At 67.8% G+C, this 15,708-nt stretch carries 14 protein-coding genes and 1 tRNA gene; 5 read left to right on the plus strand and 10 right to left on the minus strand.

Translation table 11 applies throughout. From position 1 onward, the window contains the following. Positions 1 to 9: 9 nt before the first annotated feature. The 3 genes from argF to VGN82_RS06265 are packed head-to-tail and all read left to right on the plus strand — an operon-like array spanning position 10 to position 2,687. A complete protein-coding gene (gene argF / locus VGN82_RS06255; protein ID WP_327526138.1) occupies positions 10 to 930 on the plus strand; it encodes an ornithine carbamoyltransferase in 921 nt (306 codons plus the stop codon). Next, positions 930 to 1,937, plus strand: coding sequence for an Hsp33 family molecular chaperone (locus VGN82_RS06260; RefSeq protein WP_327526139.1), 1,008 nt, complete (start codon positions 930 to 932; stop codon positions 1,935 to 1,937). The genes argF and VGN82_RS06260 overlap by 1 nt, the downstream gene beginning before the upstream one ends. A 30-nt stretch (positions 1,938 to 1,967) precedes the next feature. Beyond that, positions 1,968 to 2,687, plus strand: coding sequence for an HAD family hydrolase (locus tag VGN82_RS06265; protein ID WP_327526140.1), 720 nt, complete (start codon positions 1,968 to 1,970; stop codon positions 2,685 to 2,687). 22 nt (positions 2,688 to 2,709) lie between these two features. Here VGN82_RS06265 and argE read toward each other — a convergent pair whose 3' ends face one another. Both argE and apaG read right to left on the minus strand, forming a co-directional pair. After that, positions 2,710 to 3,885: an acetylornithine deacetylase gene (gene argE, locus VGN82_RS06270; protein WP_327526141.1), complete on the minus strand. Its 1,176-nt coding sequence runs from the start codon at positions 3,883 to 3,885 to the stop codon at positions 2,710 to 2,712. After that, positions 3,882 to 4,274: a Co2+/Mg2+ efflux protein ApaG gene (gene apaG, locus VGN82_RS06275; RefSeq protein ID WP_327526142.1), complete on the minus strand. Its 393-nt coding sequence runs from the start codon at positions 4,272 to 4,274 to the stop codon at positions 3,882 to 3,884. The genes argE and apaG overlap by 4 nt, the downstream gene beginning before the upstream one ends. 227 nt (positions 4,275 to 4,501) lie before the next feature. Between apaG and VGN82_RS06280 the strand changes: the two genes are divergently transcribed. Next, on the plus strand, positions 4,502 to 5,590 hold the full coding sequence (locus VGN82_RS06280) for a 2'-deoxycytidine 5'-triphosphate deaminase (protein ID WP_327526143.1): 1,089 nt from the start codon (positions 4,502 to 4,504) through the stop codon (positions 5,588 to 5,590). 104 nt (positions 5,591 to 5,694) lie between these two features. Further along, positions 5,695 to 5,769, plus strand: a tRNA-Gly gene (locus tag VGN82_RS06285). A gap of 69 nt (positions 5,770 to 5,838) precedes the next feature. Here VGN82_RS06285 and VGN82_RS06290 read toward each other — a convergent pair. The 8 genes from VGN82_RS06290 to VGN82_RS06325 all read right to left on the minus strand — a co-directional run bounded on the left by VGN82_RS06290 (position 5,839) and on the right by VGN82_RS06325 (position 15,692). Beyond that, on the minus strand, positions 5,839 to 7,041 hold the full coding sequence (locus VGN82_RS06290) for a BaiN/RdsA family NAD(P)/FAD-dependent oxidoreductase (RefSeq protein WP_327526471.1): 1,203 nt from the start codon (positions 7,039 to 7,041) through the stop codon (positions 5,839 to 5,841). Positions 7,042 to 7,176: 135 nt separating this feature from the next. Next, positions 7,177 to 8,160, minus strand: a complete 984-nt coding sequence (locus VGN82_RS06295; RefSeq protein WP_327526144.1) for a substrate-binding domain-containing protein — start codon at positions 8,158 to 8,160, stop codon at positions 7,177 to 7,179. Continuing rightward, positions 8,157 to 9,926 (minus strand): thiamine pyrophosphate-binding protein, encoded by a 1,770-nt coding sequence (locus tag VGN82_RS06300; protein WP_327526145.1) that lies wholly within the window; start codon positions 9,924 to 9,926, stop codon positions 8,157 to 8,159. Before VGN82_RS06300 ends, VGN82_RS06295 begins: the two co-directional genes overlap by 4 nt. A 67-nt stretch (positions 9,927 to 9,993) precedes the next feature. Continuing rightward, positions 9,994 to 11,493: a tripartite tricarboxylate transporter permease gene (locus tag VGN82_RS06305; RefSeq protein WP_327526146.1), complete on the minus strand. Its 1,500-nt coding sequence runs from the start codon at positions 11,491 to 11,493 to the stop codon at positions 9,994 to 9,996. Positions 11,494 to 11,500: 7 nt separating this feature from the next. After that, on the minus strand, positions 11,501 to 11,998 hold the full coding sequence (locus VGN82_RS06310) for a tripartite tricarboxylate transporter TctB family protein (protein WP_327526147.1): 498 nt from the start codon (positions 11,996 to 11,998) through the stop codon (positions 11,501 to 11,503). A gap of 55 nt (positions 11,999 to 12,053) precedes the next feature. After that, entirely contained in the window at positions 12,054 to 13,025 is a 972-nt protein-coding gene (locus VGN82_RS06315; protein ID WP_327526148.1) for a tripartite tricarboxylate transporter substrate-binding protein, read from the minus strand. A gap of 89 nt (positions 13,026 to 13,114) precedes the next feature. Then, the gene (locus VGN82_RS06320; RefSeq protein ID WP_327526149.1) at positions 13,115 to 14,641 is read right to left on the minus strand and encodes an aldehyde dehydrogenase family protein; all 1,527 of its coding nucleotides are present in this window, start codon (positions 14,639 to 14,641) and stop codon (positions 13,115 to 13,117) included. Between the two features lie 148 nt (positions 14,642 to 14,789). Then, positions 14,790 to 15,692, minus strand: coding sequence for an NAD(P)-dependent oxidoreductase (locus VGN82_RS06325; RefSeq protein WP_327526150.1), 903 nt, complete (start codon positions 15,690 to 15,692; stop codon positions 14,790 to 14,792). Between the last annotated feature and the right edge of the window lie 16 nt (positions 15,693 to 15,708).

Below are 15,708 nucleotides of genomic sequence, written 5' to 3' on the forward strand. Positions count from 1 at the left end.
GAAGCGCCCGTGACGCGCCATTTCCTCGATCTTTCCGATTTCTCCGCGACCGAGCTGCGCGCCATCCTGCGTGCCGGCGAGGAGATCAAATCGCGCCGTCGCACGCCGGATGCCGCCTCCGACCGCCTGCTCGAAGGCAAGGTCATCGCGATGATCTTCGAGCAGCCCTCGCTGCGCACCCGCGTCTCCTTCGATGTCGGCATCCGCGAGCTCGGCGGCTCGCCGATGATGGTCGCCGGGCATGAGATCGAACTCGGCGAGCGCGAGACCATTGCGGATACGGCCCGCGTGCTCTCGCGCTATGTCGATGCGATCATGATCCGCATCCTCGATCACGATTCGCTGGTCGAGATGGCGCGACATGCCACGGTTCCGGTGATCAACGGTCTGACCAAGCGCCAGCACCCCTGCCAGGTCATGGCCGACGTCATGACCTTCCAGGAACGCAAGGGCCCGATCCAGGGCAAGCGCATCGCCTGGACCGGCGACACCAACAACGTACTGACCTCCTGGGTCCATGCCGCCGGCCGGCTCGATTTCGAGCTCGCCATCGCGACGCCGGAAGAGCTGGCGCCGCCGCCGGCGCTGATCGACTGGGCCAGGAAGCAGGGCGCGAAGCTGTCGCTGACCAACCGGCCCGAGGCCGCGGTCGAAGGCGCCGATTGCGTCATCACCGATTGCTGGGTCTCGATGGGCGACGAGGAAGGCACGCGCCACAACCTGCTGCGGCCCTACCAGGTCGATGAGCGTCTGCTCGGCCGCGCCGAGAAGGACGCGATCTTCATGCATTGCCTGCCCGCCAGTCGCGGCGAGGAGGTCACCGATGCGGTGATGGACGGGCCGCAATCGGCGGTGTTCGACGAGGCCGAGAACCGTCTGCATGCGCAGAAGGGCATCCTCGCCTGGTGCTTCGGCAGGGTCGCAGCCTGATGGCCGATCTGGAAAATGGTGCGACGAGCGCAGCCCTCGACGATCGGGTGGTGCCGTTCACCGTGCCCGATCTCGACGTGCGCGGCCGCGTCGTCCGGCTCGGAGCATCGATCGACACCATTCTGGCTCGTCACGGCTATCCCGAGGCCGTTTCGCGCGTGCTCGGCGAGGCTGCGGCGCTGACGGTCCTGCTCGGCACCGCGCTGAAATTCGAGGGCCGCTTCCAGCTCCAGACCAAGAGCGACGGACCGATCTCGATGATGGTCGTCGATTTCAACGCACCTGACGTCTATCGCGCCGTCGCCCATTTCGACGAGGCCGCCCTCGCCCAGGCCGTCGCCGAAGGCAAGGTCAGCACCGGCGAGCTGCTCGGCGAAGGGCACCTCGCCATGACCGTCGACCAGGGCTCGGCCACGACGCGATACCAGGGCGTGGTGGCGCTGACCCGGCAGAGCCTTGAAGAAGCCGCGCATCAGTATTTCCGCCAGTCCGAGCAGATTCCGAGCCGGATTCGCCTCGGTGTCGGCTCGATCGTCACCGGCGAGGGCCGGCAATGGCGCGCCGGTGGGCTGCTCGTGCAGTTCATGCCGCATTCCGTCGATCGCCTGCGCGCCGCTGACATCCACCCCGGCGACGCCCCGGAGGGCCACGAGATCCTGACCAGTCCGGATCCTGATGGCGTCAGCGACGATGCCTGGGCCGAGGCCCGCTCGCTGGTCGAGACGGTCGAGGACCACGAGCTGCTTGATCCATTGCTGGAAAGCGAGCGCCTGCTCTACCGGCTGTTCCATGAGCGTGGCGCCCGCGTCTTCGAGCCGGTCCTGGTGCATGAGGACTGCCGCTGCTCGCGTGAGCGCGTGCTCGGCATGCTGCGCGGCTTCTCGGCCGATGATCGCCAGGCGATGGTGGCCGACGACGGCACGCTCGCGATCACCTGCGAATTCTGTTCGCGGCGCTATGTCTTTGCGGCGACCGAGGTCGAGGCGGGCCTTTCCGCAGGCGCCTGATCAGGCTCTGGCCGGCAATCCGAGGATGGCATGGGGCGCAGTCTCACCACGATCGGCTTCGATGCCGACGACACGCTCTGGCAGAACGAGCAGTTCTTCCGCCTGACCGAGGAGCGCTTCGTTGATCTGCTTGGCGCCCATGGCGAGGCGGCCGAGATTTCCGGCCGACTGCTCGATGCCGAGCGCCGCAACCTCGCCTTCTACGGCTTCGGCATCAAGGGCTTCGTGCTCTCGATGATCGAGACTGCGATCGAGATCACGAAGGGCGAGGTCAAGGCCTCGGTGATCGCCGAGATCCTCGCCGCCGGCCGCGAGATGGTCGCGCACCCCGTCGAGACGCTGCCTCAGGCGCGCGAGACGCTGGCAACGCTTGCCGCGGACTACAGGCTGGTGCTGATCACCAAGGGCGATCTCTTCGACCAGGAGCGCAAGCTCGCGCAATCGGGGCTCGGAGACCTCTTCGATGCCGTTGAGATTGTCAGCGACAAGACCGAACCGGTCTATCGCCGCATTTTCGCGCACCACGGTGACGGGCCTGAGCGCTCGATGATGGTCGGCAACTCGCTCAAATCGGACATCCTGCCGGCGCTCGCAGCAGGCTCATGGGCGGTTCACATTCCGCATGAGCTGACCTGGGTGCTCGAGCACGCCGAGGAACCAGCCGGCCATGCGCGCTACCGGCGGATCGCCCGCCTCTCGGCGCTCGACGAGCTGGTGCGGCTGATCGAGGCGGAAGCGGCCGCCCGCTGAGGCGCCGCTCCCGGCATCGGTCTCAGCTTCGGCATTCCGCCATCAGCTTGCGCATGAAGGCCTCGCCGGCGGCGAATTGCTCCAGCGTGATGTACTCGTCGGGCTGATGCGCCTGGTCGATCGAGCCCGGCCCGCAGACGATCGTCGGCAGCCCGGCGCGCTGGAAATGCCCCGCCTCGGTCGCATAGGCGACGGCGATGGTGCGGTTGCGCCCGGCAAGCCGCATGACCAGCGTCTCGGCTTCCGAGCCCGGATCGGGCGCGAGGCCAGGAACATCCGAGCTCATCACCGTCTCGATCGTGGCCGAGGGCGCGGTCTTGCGCATCCGTGCGAGCACCTCCTGTGACAGCGCGGCGAAGCGGACCGGCACATCCTCCGGGTCGGAGCCCGGCAGGGTGCGGACCTCCCAGGACAGGTCGCAGCGGTCTGCCAGGATGTTACGGGCGATGCCGCCATGGAACTTGCCGACATGCACGGTGTCATAGGGCGGGTCGAAGCGGCCGCTGTCGTCCGGTTTCGCCTCGCGCTCGTCGGCGAAGGCGACGAGGCCGGCCGAGAGCCTGATGCCGCCATGGACGGCGCTTGCCCCGAGATGCGGCTTCGACGAATGCGCGGGCACGCCGGTGATCGTCGTGAAGAAGGTGCGGATGCCCTTGTGCGCGTCGGCCAGTTCGAGCGAGGTCGGCTCACCGACGATGACGGCGCGCGGTTTCGGCAGGTCCTTCCCCATCCGGGCGATGCCGTCGACGACGCCGAGGCAGGTGACCTCCTCATCATAGGAGAAGAACAGATGGATCGGCGTCTTGAGATCGGCCGCCAGGAAATCCGGCACCAGGGCGAGCGCCAGCGCGATGAAGCCCTTCATGTCGACGGCGCCGCGGCCATAGGCCTTCCCGTCCTCGACATGCAGCGTGAACGGATCGCGGCTCCAGGCCTGGCCCTCGACCGGCACGACATCGGTATGTCCCGACAGCAGAACGCCGCCGCGGTCCTGCGGGCCGATCGTGGCGAACAGCGCGGCCTTGTCGCCGGTGGCATTGGGGATGCGGACCGAGGAGACGCCCCACCCCGCCAGATAGTCTTCCACGAAGGCGATCAGCGGCAGGTTGGATTTGTGGCTCACCGTATCGAAGGCGACGAGCTTGGCGAGCATGTCGAGCGGCGCGTAGCGCTGCCCTGTCGGCGAATTGGCAGTCAATGCAGGACCTTCTTCACATAAGGGGAATCGAGAGGAAACAGCGGGACCTCGACATCAAAGATCGTGCCGTCCTCGCCGAGCATGGCGTAGAAGCCGCGCATCGCGCCGTCGGGTGTCATCAGCGGGCAGCCGGAAGTGTAGCTGTAGCTTTCGCCTGGGCGCAGCACCGGCTGCTGGCCGACGACGCCGTCGCCGCGCACCTCATGGACTTCGCCATGGCCGTCGGTGATGAACCAGTGGCGGCTCATCAGCTGGACCGTGCGAGCCGAGAGATTGAGGATCTCGATCGTGTAGGCCCAGAAATAGCGACCCTGCGCAGGCGAGGACTCGCCCTCCATGAAGCTCGGCGCGGCCGTCACGCGCACGCCATGCGTCTCCGCTTGATACATCGCGACGACTCCGTCCCTGACGTGTCCGTCCTCCCGCCCGGATGCCTTGTTAGATCGTCGGGCCTGAAAGGGGAATGCGGTTTTCAGACATACGAGGCGGCGGGGCAGGCCGGCTTGCACGATTCTCGCGTGGACAACCCCTGGTCGGCAGTATGCATGGCCTGCCCGATGCTTGGCCTTTGCCCAAGGCTTCGATAGCTGTAGCCGATTGTTCCCGCGGATTTCGCATGCTGCCCTTCAAGCCCGGTATTCAGCCAGACAGCTGCATTCGCGCCTTCATCGAAGGCGGGGCGATCAGGCTCGCCCATCCGCCGGCCGACGGCCAGATCCAGCCGGCCAGCCTGGACCTGCGCCTCGGCGAGAAGGCGTATCGCGTTCGCGCCAGCTTTCTGCCCGGACCGGAGCGCACGGTCCGCCAGCGCCTCGACGAGCTCGCGCTGCACGAGATCGACCTCAGCAAGGGCGCGGTCCTCGAGACCGACTGCGTCTATGTCGCGGAGCTGATGGAGGGCCTCGCGCTGCCGGCGGGCCTGCGCGCGGCCGCCAACCCCAAGAGCTCGACCGGGCGGCTCGACGTCTTCACCCGTGTCATCACCGATCGCTCGCGCGAGTTCGACCTGATCGAGGACGGCTATGAAGGCCCGCTCTTCATCGAGATCTCGCCGCGCACCTTCCCGGTGCTGGTGCGGTCAGGCTCGCGGCTTTCGCAGATCCGCTTTCGCGCCGGAGAAACGAAGCTCGACGACCGGGCCCTGGGCGAGCTGCACCAGCGTGAGACGCTCGTCAGCGCTGCCGATCCCTCTTTCCAGAGCGGCGTCGCCGTCAGTGTCGACCTGTCAGGCTTCGACGGGCTCATCGGCTATCGCGGCAAGCACCACACCGCCCTGATCGATGTCGACCGCGTCGGCGCCTATCGTGCCTCCGAGTTCTGGGAGCCGATCCACGCCGACGGCTCGCGCTCGATGATTCTCGACCCCGGCCAGTTCTACATCCTCGCCTCCAAGGAGGCGGTCCATGTCCCGCCGGACTACGCCGCCGAGATGACGCCTTTCGACGCGCTCGTCGGCGAGTTCCGCGTGCATTACGCCGGCTTCTTCGACCCCGGTTTCGGCCATAGCGCGGCCGGCGGCCAAGGCGCGCGCGCCGTGCTTGAGGTTCGCTCGCGAGATGTGCCCTTCATCATCGAGGACGGCCAGATCGTCGGCCGGCTGGTCTATGAGGCGATGGCGGCTCGTCCCGCGGCTCTCTATGGCGCCGGCCTGAAGTCGAACTATCAGGGCCAGGCGCTCAAGCTCTCGAAGCATTTCAAGGACTGAGCCCGGCGCTTGCTCACGCCGCGCGATTCCCGGATGACACCCGCCGCGCGACCCGCTATGAACGGCCTGCTTCGGCTACGCGCGATAGGCGGCACCGGACGCATGCGGGCGTAGTTCAGTGGTAGAACGTCAGCTTCCCAAGCTGAATGTCGTCGGTTCGATCCCGATCGCCCGCTCCATCTTTTCAAAGCACACGTCAGCTGCCCGGGAAATCCAAGCCGTTCGCGGTTGAAATCGGCACGTGGCTCTCACCCGGCGCGTTCGGCGATGGCGGTTCCCGCCGCCCAGCCTGACGACCACGCCCATTGGAAATTGTAGCCGCCGAGCCAGCCCGTGACGTCGACCACTTCACCGATGAAGTAGAGGCCGTCGACCGCTGTAGCCGCCATCGTCCGCGAGTTCAGGCCGGCCGTATCGACACCACCGAGCGTCACCTCCGCGGTCCGGTAGCCCTCCGATCCGATTGGCGTGACCTCCCAGCGCTGGAGGGTGGAAGCGATCGCCGTGAGCTTCTTGTCGCTGGCATCGCCGATCGGCCCGGCCCAGCCATGGGCATCCGCCAGATAGGCCGCCAGCCGCTTCGGCAGGATATCGCCAAGCACGTTGCCGATGCTGCGGCGACCGTTCTCCTGCCGCGACGCCCGCAACCGCGCGAAGATGTCCTGTGCGGGCTCGAACGTGATCCTGATCGGGTCCTTCTCGCGCCAATACGAGGAGATCTGCAGGATGGCGGGCCCGGAAAGTCCGCGATGCGTGAACAGCAGCGCCTCGTCGAACGAGGTCTTGCCGCAGGAGACGCGCGCATCCGCGGCGACGCCGGCAATCTCGCGAAACCCGGCGAGAAGATCCTCCCCGAAAGCCAGCGGCACCAGGGCCGGGCGTGTCTCCGTCACCGCCAGGCCAAACTGGCCGGCGATCTGGTAGCCGAGGCTGGTCGCTCCCATCTTCGGGATGGACTTTCCACCGGATGCCACGACGAAATGTCGGCACCGGATTGGGGCTGCGCCATCGCCGCCAAGCGTGACGGCAAAGCCGTCTTCGATCCGCTCGAGGCTTTCGAGCGTGGTTCTGAGGCGCAAATCGCATGCGACGCGCGCCATCTCGTTGAGCAGCATCGCGATGACATCCTTGGCGGAATGGTCGCAGAAGAGCTGCCCGAGCGTCTTCTCGTGATAGGCGATGCCGTGCTTCTCGATCAGCGCGACGAAATCATGCTGGGTGTAGCGGCCAAGCGCGGATTTGGCGAAATGCGGGTTGCTCGAAAGGAAGTTGCGCGCGCTCGTTCCGATATTGGTGAAGTTGCAGCGACCGCCGCCGGAGATGCGGATCTTCTCGCCGGGAGCGGTGGCGTGATCGACGACGAGAACGCGTCCGCCGCGCGAGGCGGCATGGATCGCGCACATCATTCCGGCGGCGCCGGCGCCCAGGATGACAGTGTCGAAATGCTCGATCGGCATGGAATGCGGCTAGCCCCGGAACAGCCCTGACGTCCGTAGCGCGGCATCTCGGACCCCGTCGCGCTAGGCTCGGCTTCGGGTAGATGATCCGCAGGCATCCATCAACCGAGGCGATCGGCGCGACCGGCGTCAGAGCGGGAAGATCTCCTCAACCGAAAGCTGCCTCTCCGTGATTCCCTGCTCCCAGGAATAGCGCGCCATGGCCTCGATGGCCCGGCGGTTCGTCGCGGTGCCATAGGCCCAGTAATCCCTCCCCATCACGGCTTGCGTCTCGCGAAGCGCGCTCTCCTGCCAGGGCAGCATCGCCGTGTCATAGGCGAATTGATGCAGCTCATGGGCGGCGAAGGCCTTCGCCTTCTCGAAGGCCTCGGTCAGGGCGGTTGGCAGGCGGGGATGCCGCTCCAGCACGTCGTTGCGGATGCCGATCAGGTGCATGAGCGGGAACAGTCCGGTCTTGCGGAAGTAGGCCTTTTCGGCGGCCGGCACGTCGTCGAAGAGCCGCCGGATCGCCGGATGGCCCTGGGCGAAGGCTTCCGGCGCGCGCGGCGCGATGATCGCGTCCAGCTTTCCCGCCAGCAGCCAGTCCCACAGCGTCTCGCCGGCGGGCAGGCGCGTCGTCTTGAAGCGCTCGGGCAGCGTGACCGGCACCTTCTCCTCGCGGCCGGGGGCATCGATTCCGCCGATGATCCAGTGGATCGCGTCGGATGCGACGCCATACTCGTCCGAGAGCAGGCCGCGCACCCAGACATTGGCGGTGAGCTGATATTCCGGCACGCCGACGCGCCGCCCGATGAGATCCTCGGGCTTGGTGATCCCGGCATCGGTCCGGACATAGAGCGCGCTGTGGCGAAACTTCCGTGAGACGAACAGCGGCAGGCCGACATAGCGGCTGTCTCCGCGCGAGCGCAGTAGCAGATAGGTGCTCAGCGACATCTCGGTGATGTCGAACTCGCCGCCGAGCATGCCGCGCAGGAAAACCTGTTCGGGCGGCAGCACCGACCAGTCGAGCGAAAATCCCTCCGGCCGGATCAGGCCGGCGATCAGCGGCCAGGTCCGGTCATAGGCGCCGCAGCCGACGCTGAGCCGGGGTTCCGAGGTAGCGGGCGTGCTCATTTGTCGGAGTATCCCGGCACGATCAGCGCATCGATGATGTAGCGGCCACCGCCGGCGACGATCGCCGCGCCGCGCTCCAGTTCGGCGTGGAGTTCGTCGACGGAGCGCACCGGGCTGCCGCCCTCGAAGCCCTGCGCGCGCGCCAGCCCGATGATGTCCGGCGGCGGATCGTCGAGGCGCTGGCCGATCCACTTGTTCTCGACGGGGCGCGAGCGCGCCTTCGCCATGCGCTCCTGATGGACCTCGTCGTTGAAGTAGGAGCGGTTGTTGGCGACGATCAGCATCATCGGCACGCGGTCGCGCGACGCCGTCCACAGCGCGTTGACGCCCATCAGATAATCGCCGTCGCCGATCACGCCGATGGTCATCCGGCCGGAATCGCGCAGCGCGATCGCCGCCCCGATCGTGTGGCCGGGTCCGGTGCCGACAGCGCCGCCGCCATCCTTGCCGAGGAAGTCGAGCGGCGTGCGGAAACGGCAGGCCGAGCGCGGCCAGCCGAATGAAAGCCTTGCGAAGGTGACGTGGCGTCCCTCGGCGAAGGCGGCGACTGTGAAGGCGAGCTGTTCGGAGTTGAAGATCGCCGCGCGGTCGGGGCCGGCGGCAGCCGACACGGTCCAGTGCTCAGCAGGGGCGATGATCGGCTCTGCCTCGGGCCAGTCGCCGGCCGCTGTCACAGCTTCGAGCAATTGACCGACGAAGCGGTCGGGGTCGGCAGCGATCCTAACGTCGACGGCGGCGACCGCCTGGTGATCCATGCTCCAGCCATTGGCGACATGGCCGTCGAGCGAGCAGTGGATGATCGGCGTCGCCAGCGGCACCTGCGTCTGTGAGGCGCCGCAACGTGCGCTGAGGAAACCGGCGAGGTCGTGCCAGTCGAGGCTGACGATGGCGTCGGCAGACTTTAGCAAAGCGATCTCCGCCTCGTTCGGCCGCTCGCCGACCGGGGCCAGACCATGCAAAGGATGCTCGGTCGGGAAGCCCGGCGCGTTGTGTGTCGTCGTCAGCACGGTCGCACCGAGCGCCTCGGCGAGCGCGATGCGGCGGTCCCAGTCGCCGGAGTCGCGCGAGACGCGGCCGATCAGCAGGACAGGCGCGCGCGCGCCGCGCAGCACGTCGAGGACGCGCTGCAGATCCTCGGCCGGTGCCGCCGCCGGACGCGGCGGGCGGAAGCGGGCGACATCGGGGACATGGACCTCGCGGTCGAGCTCGGTCTCCTGCATCTCGGCGTCGAGGCAGACATAGACAGGCCCCATAGGCAGGGTTCGTGCGATCTGGTCGGCGCGCAGGACGGATTCGACGGCGGCCTCCGCCGAGGCCGGCTGGTCGTCCCATTTCGTGTAGGGACGCACCAGCGCGCCCTGGTCGCGGGCGGTATGGATCCAGTCGATCCAGGGTCGGCGGCGATGCGCATCGACGGGCCCCGTCGCGCCGATGATCAGCATCGGCCGGCGGTCGCACCAGGCGTTGAAGATCGTCATCGTCGCGTGCATCAGCCCGACATTGGAGTGCAGGATCACCGCCATCGGCTCCTGCGCAACGCGCGAGAATCCATCGGCAATCGCGACGGCGTGCTCCTCGTGCAGGCAGACGATCATCGCCGGATCATGATTGCCGAGATGGTTGACCAGGCTGTCATGCAGCCCCCGGAAGCTGGCCCCGGGGACGAGCGCGACATGGCGGTAGCCCAGCGCCCTGATCGTTTCGGCGACGACGTCGCTGCCCCAGCGACGCTCGGCCGGCGCCTTCGTATCCGCTTGCTCGTTCATGGTGTCGTCCGTCTTTGGAGGGCGCCCGGCGTCGCTTCGCGCGGCCGGCGGGCTGTTCGCCCGGATGTCATTCGGTGAAGACCTCGTCGCGGCCCTTGCGGATCGCGGGCAGCACGCCGACGACCAGCATTGCGACAGCGATGACGATGAAGGCGGCGGCGATTGGGCGTTCGAGGAAGGTCATCGGATTGCCGCGCGAGATCATCAGCGCCTGGCGGAGGTTCTCCTCCATCATCCGGCCGAGCACGAAGCCGAGTGTCAGGGGCGCCGGCTCGAAGCCGAACTTGGTCAGGCCGTAGCCGAAGATGGCCAGCGCAGCCATGATCAGGATGTCGGCCGGCTCGCTATTGATCGAGTAGACCCCGATGCAGCAGAAGATCACGATGCCGACGAACATCAGCCGGTAGGGCACCTGCAGTAGCTTCACCCAGAGACCGACCAGAGGCAGGTTGATCACCAGCAGCATCAGGTTGCCCATCCACATCGAGGCGATCAGGCCCCAGAACAGGTCGGGCATCTTGGTCATGATCTGCGGGCCGGGCACGATGCCGTGGATCGTCATCGCGCCGACCATCAGCGCCATCACCGCATTGGGCGGGATGCCGAGCGTCAGCAGCGGGATGAAGGAGGTCTGTGCGCCGGCGTTGTTGGCCGATTCAGGCCCGGCCACGCCTTCGATCGCACCGTTTCCGAACCGCTTGGGGTCGGCCGCCAGCTTCTTCTCGAGCGTATAGGAGGCGTAGGGAGCCAGGACCGCGCCATTGCCGGGCAGGATGCCGAGCACCGAGCCGAGCGCGGTGCCGCGCAGGATCGGGTTGATCGAGGTCCGCATCTCCGCGCGGCCGGGCAGGAGGTTGCCGATCGGCGCCTCCTTCACCTTGCGCGCCTCGCCATGTTCCAGGCTGCGGAAGACCTCGGCGATGCCGAACAGGCCCATGCCGAGCAGGGCCACCTCGATGCCGTCGGCGAGCCAGGTGGCGCCGAAGGTCAGGCGCAGCTGGCCGGTCGTCAGGTCAGGTCCGACGGCGGAGAGAAGCACCCCGACCAGGATCATGATCACCGCCTTCAGCACCGAGCCGCGTGCCAGCAGCACGGCGAAGGCGAGGCCGGTCAGCATCAGCGCGAAGTACTCGGCCGGTCCGAACACCAGCGCGACCGACGCCAGCGGGCCGGCGAGTGCCGCGATCACGAGGGTCGCGATCGTTCCGGCGATGAAGGAGCCGATCGCGGAGATGCCGAGCGCCACGCCGGCGCGGCCCTGGCGGGCCATCTCATGGCCGTCGATCGCGGTCACCACGGCGCTGGATTCGCCGGGGATGTTGAGCAGGATCGAGGCCGTCGAGCCGCCATACTGCGCGCCGTAGTAGATGCCGGCGAGCATGATCAGCGCGGCCGTCGGGTCTAGCCCGAAGGTCAGCGGCAGCAGGATCGCGATCGTCGCGATCGGCCCGATGCCGGGCAGCACGCCGATCAGCGTGCCGAGCATGCAGCCGGCAAAGCACAGCGCGATGTTGACGGGCGAGAGCGCGATCGCTGCGCCATGCCCGAGATTGGAGATCAGATCCATCGGCCCCTCAGAAATTGAGCGAAAGCGCCGGGATCACCAGCATTGGCAAAGGCTGGTTCAGCGTGAACCGGAACAGCAATGCGCAGGCCAGCGTCATCACCACCGCGAAGATGACGAGCTCGCGCGGGCGGACTTCGCGGGAGCCGAACCCGGCCACCAGCATCGCCAGCGGGGCCGCGACGAGGAAGCCGGGTTGGCGGATCGTGCCGGCGAAGATGACGAGGGCGGCGATGATGAAGAGCGGCCCGCGCAGATGCCAGCGCTCGAGCGCGTCGCCCTCCTGGATCGCGCTGAGTCCGACCAGCACAGCGCCGCCTATCCCGATGGCGACCGCGGTCCAGCGCGGCAGCATCGCCGGGCCCATCGTCCGCATCGTACCCTGCGACAGCCCACTCAGCATCCAGACGACGAAGGCGGAGGCGGCGACAAGGATCAGGCCGGCGACGAGATTCTGCGGCGAGCGCAGCCGCAGGCCGCCGGGACGAGCGTCATTCGTCGGTGTCATGTCCGTTTCTCCATGGCCGACCCGCCGGTCCGCCCTGCGGTTTCGACCTGGAGGCTCACTCGACGGTCGCGCCGACGGTCCGGACCATCTCGCCCCATTTGGAGACCTCGTCCTTGAGATAGGCTGAGGTCTCCGGGACCGACCGGTTCTGGATCTGGTAGCCCATGCCCAGCAGCTTGCTGCGGTTGGCCGGATCCGCCAGCATCTCGCCGATCGCGGCATTCAGCGCCTCGACGATTGCCGGCGGGGTCTTGGCGGGCGCCAGCACCGCCACCCAGGATTCGGCGACGAAGGGGAAGCCGGCTTCGGTGTAGGTCGGCACGTCCGGCATCGCCGCGACGCGGCTTTGGCTGGCTACGGCGAGGCCCTTCAGCTTGCCCTCCTGCACCTGCGGGATGATGCCGAAGGACGAGGCGACCATATCGACCTGGTTGCCGAGCGCCGCCTGCACCGAGAGGGCGCCGCCACGGAAGGGGATATGCGTCGCCGGCGTCTTGGCGATCACCTTGAGGAAGTACTCGGCCGCGAGATGCGAGCCCGAACCGACGCCGGCGGTCGCGAAGTTGATGTCGTTGCCCTTGGCCCAGGCGAGGTATTCCTTGAGCGTGCCGGGCTTCGACGGGTGCGTCGCGATCGTCTCGGGTGAGGAGACCGAGATCGACACCGGCACCAGCTGGTCGAGCGAATAGTCGCGCTTCTTGTAGAGCGTCTCGTTGATCGCGATCGCGGTCGATGTCACCAGCAGGGTCAGCCCGTCCGGCTTGGCGCCGGCCACCTGCGCGGCGCCGGTATTGCCGCCGGCACCCGCCTTGTTCTCGACGGTGACGGCCTTGCCCCATTTCTCGTTGAGCTTCTGGCCGATGATGCGTGCGAAGGAATCGACGAAGCCCCCCGGCGCGAAGGCGACGATCAGGGTGATGCGGTCCGGCGGATAGGCCGGCGCCTGCGCGGCGAGCGGGCCGGCGGTTGCCGACAGGAGCAGAGCCGCGCCGGCGAGGCGCGCGAGCGAAGGGCGGATGGCGGCCATCTTTTGTCTCTCCCTGGGATGTTGCTTGGCGCCGGCTCTCTTCTCGGAGCCTTGGCATGGGGCTTGTCGAGCGGGCTTCGGGCCCGCGCTCAGCTGCGCGCGGGCCGCTTCAGATTGACGTGGATGTGCTTTTCCTGGGTGTAGCTGAGGAGTTCCTCGATGCACTCCTCGCGCCCGATGCCGGACTGCTTGTAGCCGCCGAAGGGTGTGCCGAGAAAATGCCTGGAAACCTCGTTGATCCAGACGAAGCCGGCCTCGACCTCGCCGGCCAGGCGGTGCGCGTCGCGGACGTCATTCGTCCAGATCGAGCAGGTCAGGCCGTATTCGACGCGGTTGACGGTGGCGAGCATGCTGGCCTCGTCCGTCCAGCGGAAGACGGCGAGCACGGGGCCGAAGACCTCCTCGCGGGCAAGGCGCATCTCGGGCGTGACGCCGGTGAAGACGGTCGGCTCGACGAAATGGCCCTTGGCGAGAGCGGGGTCCGACGGGCGCCCGCCGCCGCAGAGCAGCGTCGCGCCCTCCGCCTTGGTGTCGGCGATGAAGCTCATGACCTTGGCGAGCTGGGTCTCGCTGATGATGGCGCCCATGGTCGTGGCGTCATCGCTCGGATCGCCCGGTTTGAAGTGCTTCACCCGCTCGGCGATGCGCGCGACGACGGCGTCGTGGATCGCGTCATGAATGAAGGCGCGGCTGGTCGAGCCGCAGGATTGCCCGCACCAGGTGAAGTTCATGCCGGCGACGACGGCGGCGGCGACTTCATCCGGGTCCGCATCGGCGAGAGCGACGAGCGCGTTCTTGCCGCCGAGCTCGAGCAGGACGGGCTTGATCGTGTCGGCGCCGGCCTTCATCACGGCGCGCCCGGCCTGGACGCTGCCGATCAGCGAGATCATCGCGACGTCGGGGTGCGCCGCCAGCGCCGCGCCGGCATCGCGCCCGCCTGGCAGGACGCTGAACACGCCCGGCGGCAGCAGGCCCTCGATGAGTTCGGCGAAGCGCAGCGAGCTCAGCGGGGCCTGATCCGGCGGCTTGACGATGACGGTGTTGCCCGCCGCCAGCGGCGCCGCGGACTTGGCCGCGCAGAACATGAAGGGGTGGTTGAAGGGGATGATGCGCCCGATCACGCCGCGTGGCTCGCGCACCGAGAAATTGACGGAGTCGCGCCCCAGCGGCACCGAGTGCCCCTTCATCTCGGTCACCAGCCCGGCGAAGAAGTCGAGCTGCGCCGCGGCATTGGCGACGTCGCCTTCCATCTCGTGCACGGGATTGCCGCCGTCGATGGCGTCGATCAGCGCGAGCTCGCGGGCATTGGCGCGGACGATCTGGGCGATGCGGCGCAGGATCTTGGCGCGTTCGGCCGGCGCGACCTGCTTCCAGACGCGATAGGCGCGGCGGGCGGCCGCGACCGCGGCATCGACATCGGCCGGGCCGGCCTGGGCGACGATGCCGAGCGAGGCGCCAGTCGCGGGATTGGTCAAGGCGAGGCTGCCGCCGGCGAGCGGCTCGCGCCAGGCGCCGTCGATGTAGAGCGAGCGATGGCCCGGCAGGACGCTCATCTTGTCCAGGGGCCTGGGGCGCTGCGCCACGGTCCCGCTCTCGGCCGTCATCGTTTCACTCATCGCCTGCCTCCCTGCCGGGTTGCGGCGGCTCGGACGCTCGATAGCGCCCGGTGGCCCGCGCCGGCTCTGATTCTTCCATTCTGGCTAAAGGCTTTGCGCGGACCGGTCTTCTGCGCGTCCGGCGCTCAATGTATAACTTTGGCGACTATCAGCTCGCGCGAGCCTGTGCCGCCAGGGCATCCGCCACGAGGTCGAGCAGCGTAAAGCCGTCATTGGGGTCGCCGGGCAGCCCGAGCGCACCAAGGCGCTCCTGCTGGAGGACCGTGCCTTCTGTCACCGCCGGATCGACGCCGAGTTCCCGCAGCGTTGCGGCGACCTCGCGCATCTCGGCGGCGCGCCTGGTGCCATGCTGGAGCATGCGGCTGACATTGTAGGGAACGAGCTTCGGCCAATCGAGGCCCGGATAGCTGCCCTTGAGCGAGTCGAGGATCACCGCGTCGACGCCGGCGGCGCGGGCCGCCATGAAGCACTCATAGCTCAGCGCCTCCAGCCCCTTCACCATGACGCTGCGGACCATCTTGATGATCGTCGCCGAGCCGATCTCGGAGCCGGCCTGCTTCAGGGCCATGCCGAAGGGCGAGAACATCTCCACGAACGCAGCCGCGTCGTCGCCGGCGACCAGGCAGGGAGTCTCGTGGCGGCGCGGATGGACCGGCGCCATGATCGCGAGGTCGACATAGCGTCTGCCCGGGCCGAGCGCCGCTGCGGCCTCGCGCTTGCGGCCGGGCGAGACGGAGTTGACGTCGACGAAGATCTGGCCGGGCGCGAGATGGGCTGACGCGGCACGAGCCGCGTCGAGGCTGGAGGCCGCTGTCACCGCGCAGAACACGAAATCGGCACCCGACAGCGCCGAAGGCAGGTCGGCAGCGAGCCTGACGCCCAGCTTTTGTGCGGGTCCTGCGACCCGCGCCGGATCGGGCGCGATGTCGAAGGCCGAGATCTCGGCGATGCCGGCCTCGAGCAGCCCGCCGGCAAAAGCCTGTCCGGCTTCGCCGAAACCGATGAAGCACAGCCTCGGCGGATTGCTCCGGGCATTTGTCTGCATGTCCATGACGGACCTCCTTGCC

This window comes from Allobosea sp. (assembly GCF_035999205.1).
GTDB lineage: Bacteria > Pseudomonadota > Alphaproteobacteria > Rhizobiales > Beijerinckiaceae > Allobosea.

Excerpts from the sequence above, each read along its gene's own strand:
- VGN82_RS06260 (WP_327526139.1), top strand. The coding sequence starts at position 930 with ATGGCCGATCTGGAAAATGGTGCGACGAGCGCAGCCCTCGACGATCGG.
- VGN82_RS06265 (WP_327526140.1), top strand. The coding sequence starts at position 1,968 with ATGGGGCGCAGTCTCACCACGATCGGCTTCGATGCCGACGACACGCTC.
- apaG (WP_327526142.1), bottom strand. The coding sequence starts at position 4,274 with ATGTATCAAGCGGAGACGCATGGCGTGCGCGTGACGGCCGCGCCGAGC.
- VGN82_RS06280 (WP_327526143.1), top strand. The coding sequence starts at position 4,502 with ATGCTGCCCTTCAAGCCCGGTATTCAGCCAGACAGCTGCATTCGCGCC.
- VGN82_RS06295 (WP_327526144.1), bottom strand. The coding sequence starts at position 8,160 with ATGAGCACGCCCGCTACCTCGGAACCCCGGCTCAGCGTCGGCTGCGGC.
- VGN82_RS06300 (WP_327526145.1), bottom strand. The coding sequence starts at position 9,926 with ATGAACGAGCAAGCGGATACGAAGGCGCCGGCCGAGCGTCGCTGGGGC.
- VGN82_RS06305 (WP_327526146.1), bottom strand. The coding sequence starts at position 11,493 with ATGGATCTGATCTCCAATCTCGGGCATGGCGCAGCGATCGCGCTCTCG.
- VGN82_RS06310 (WP_327526147.1), bottom strand. The coding sequence starts at position 11,998 with ATGACACCGACGAATGACGCTCGTCCCGGCGGCCTGCGGCTGCGCTCG.
- VGN82_RS06315 (WP_327526148.1), bottom strand. The coding sequence starts at position 13,025 with ATGGCCGCCATCCGCCCTTCGCTCGCGCGCCTCGCCGGCGCGGCTCTG.
- VGN82_RS06320 (WP_327526149.1), bottom strand. The coding sequence starts at position 14,641 with ATGAGTGAAACGATGACGGCCGAGAGCGGGACCGTGGCGCAGCGCCCC.
- VGN82_RS06325 (WP_327526150.1), bottom strand. The coding sequence starts at position 15,692 with ATGGACATGCAGACAAATGCCCGGAGCAATCCGCCGAGGCTGTGCTTC.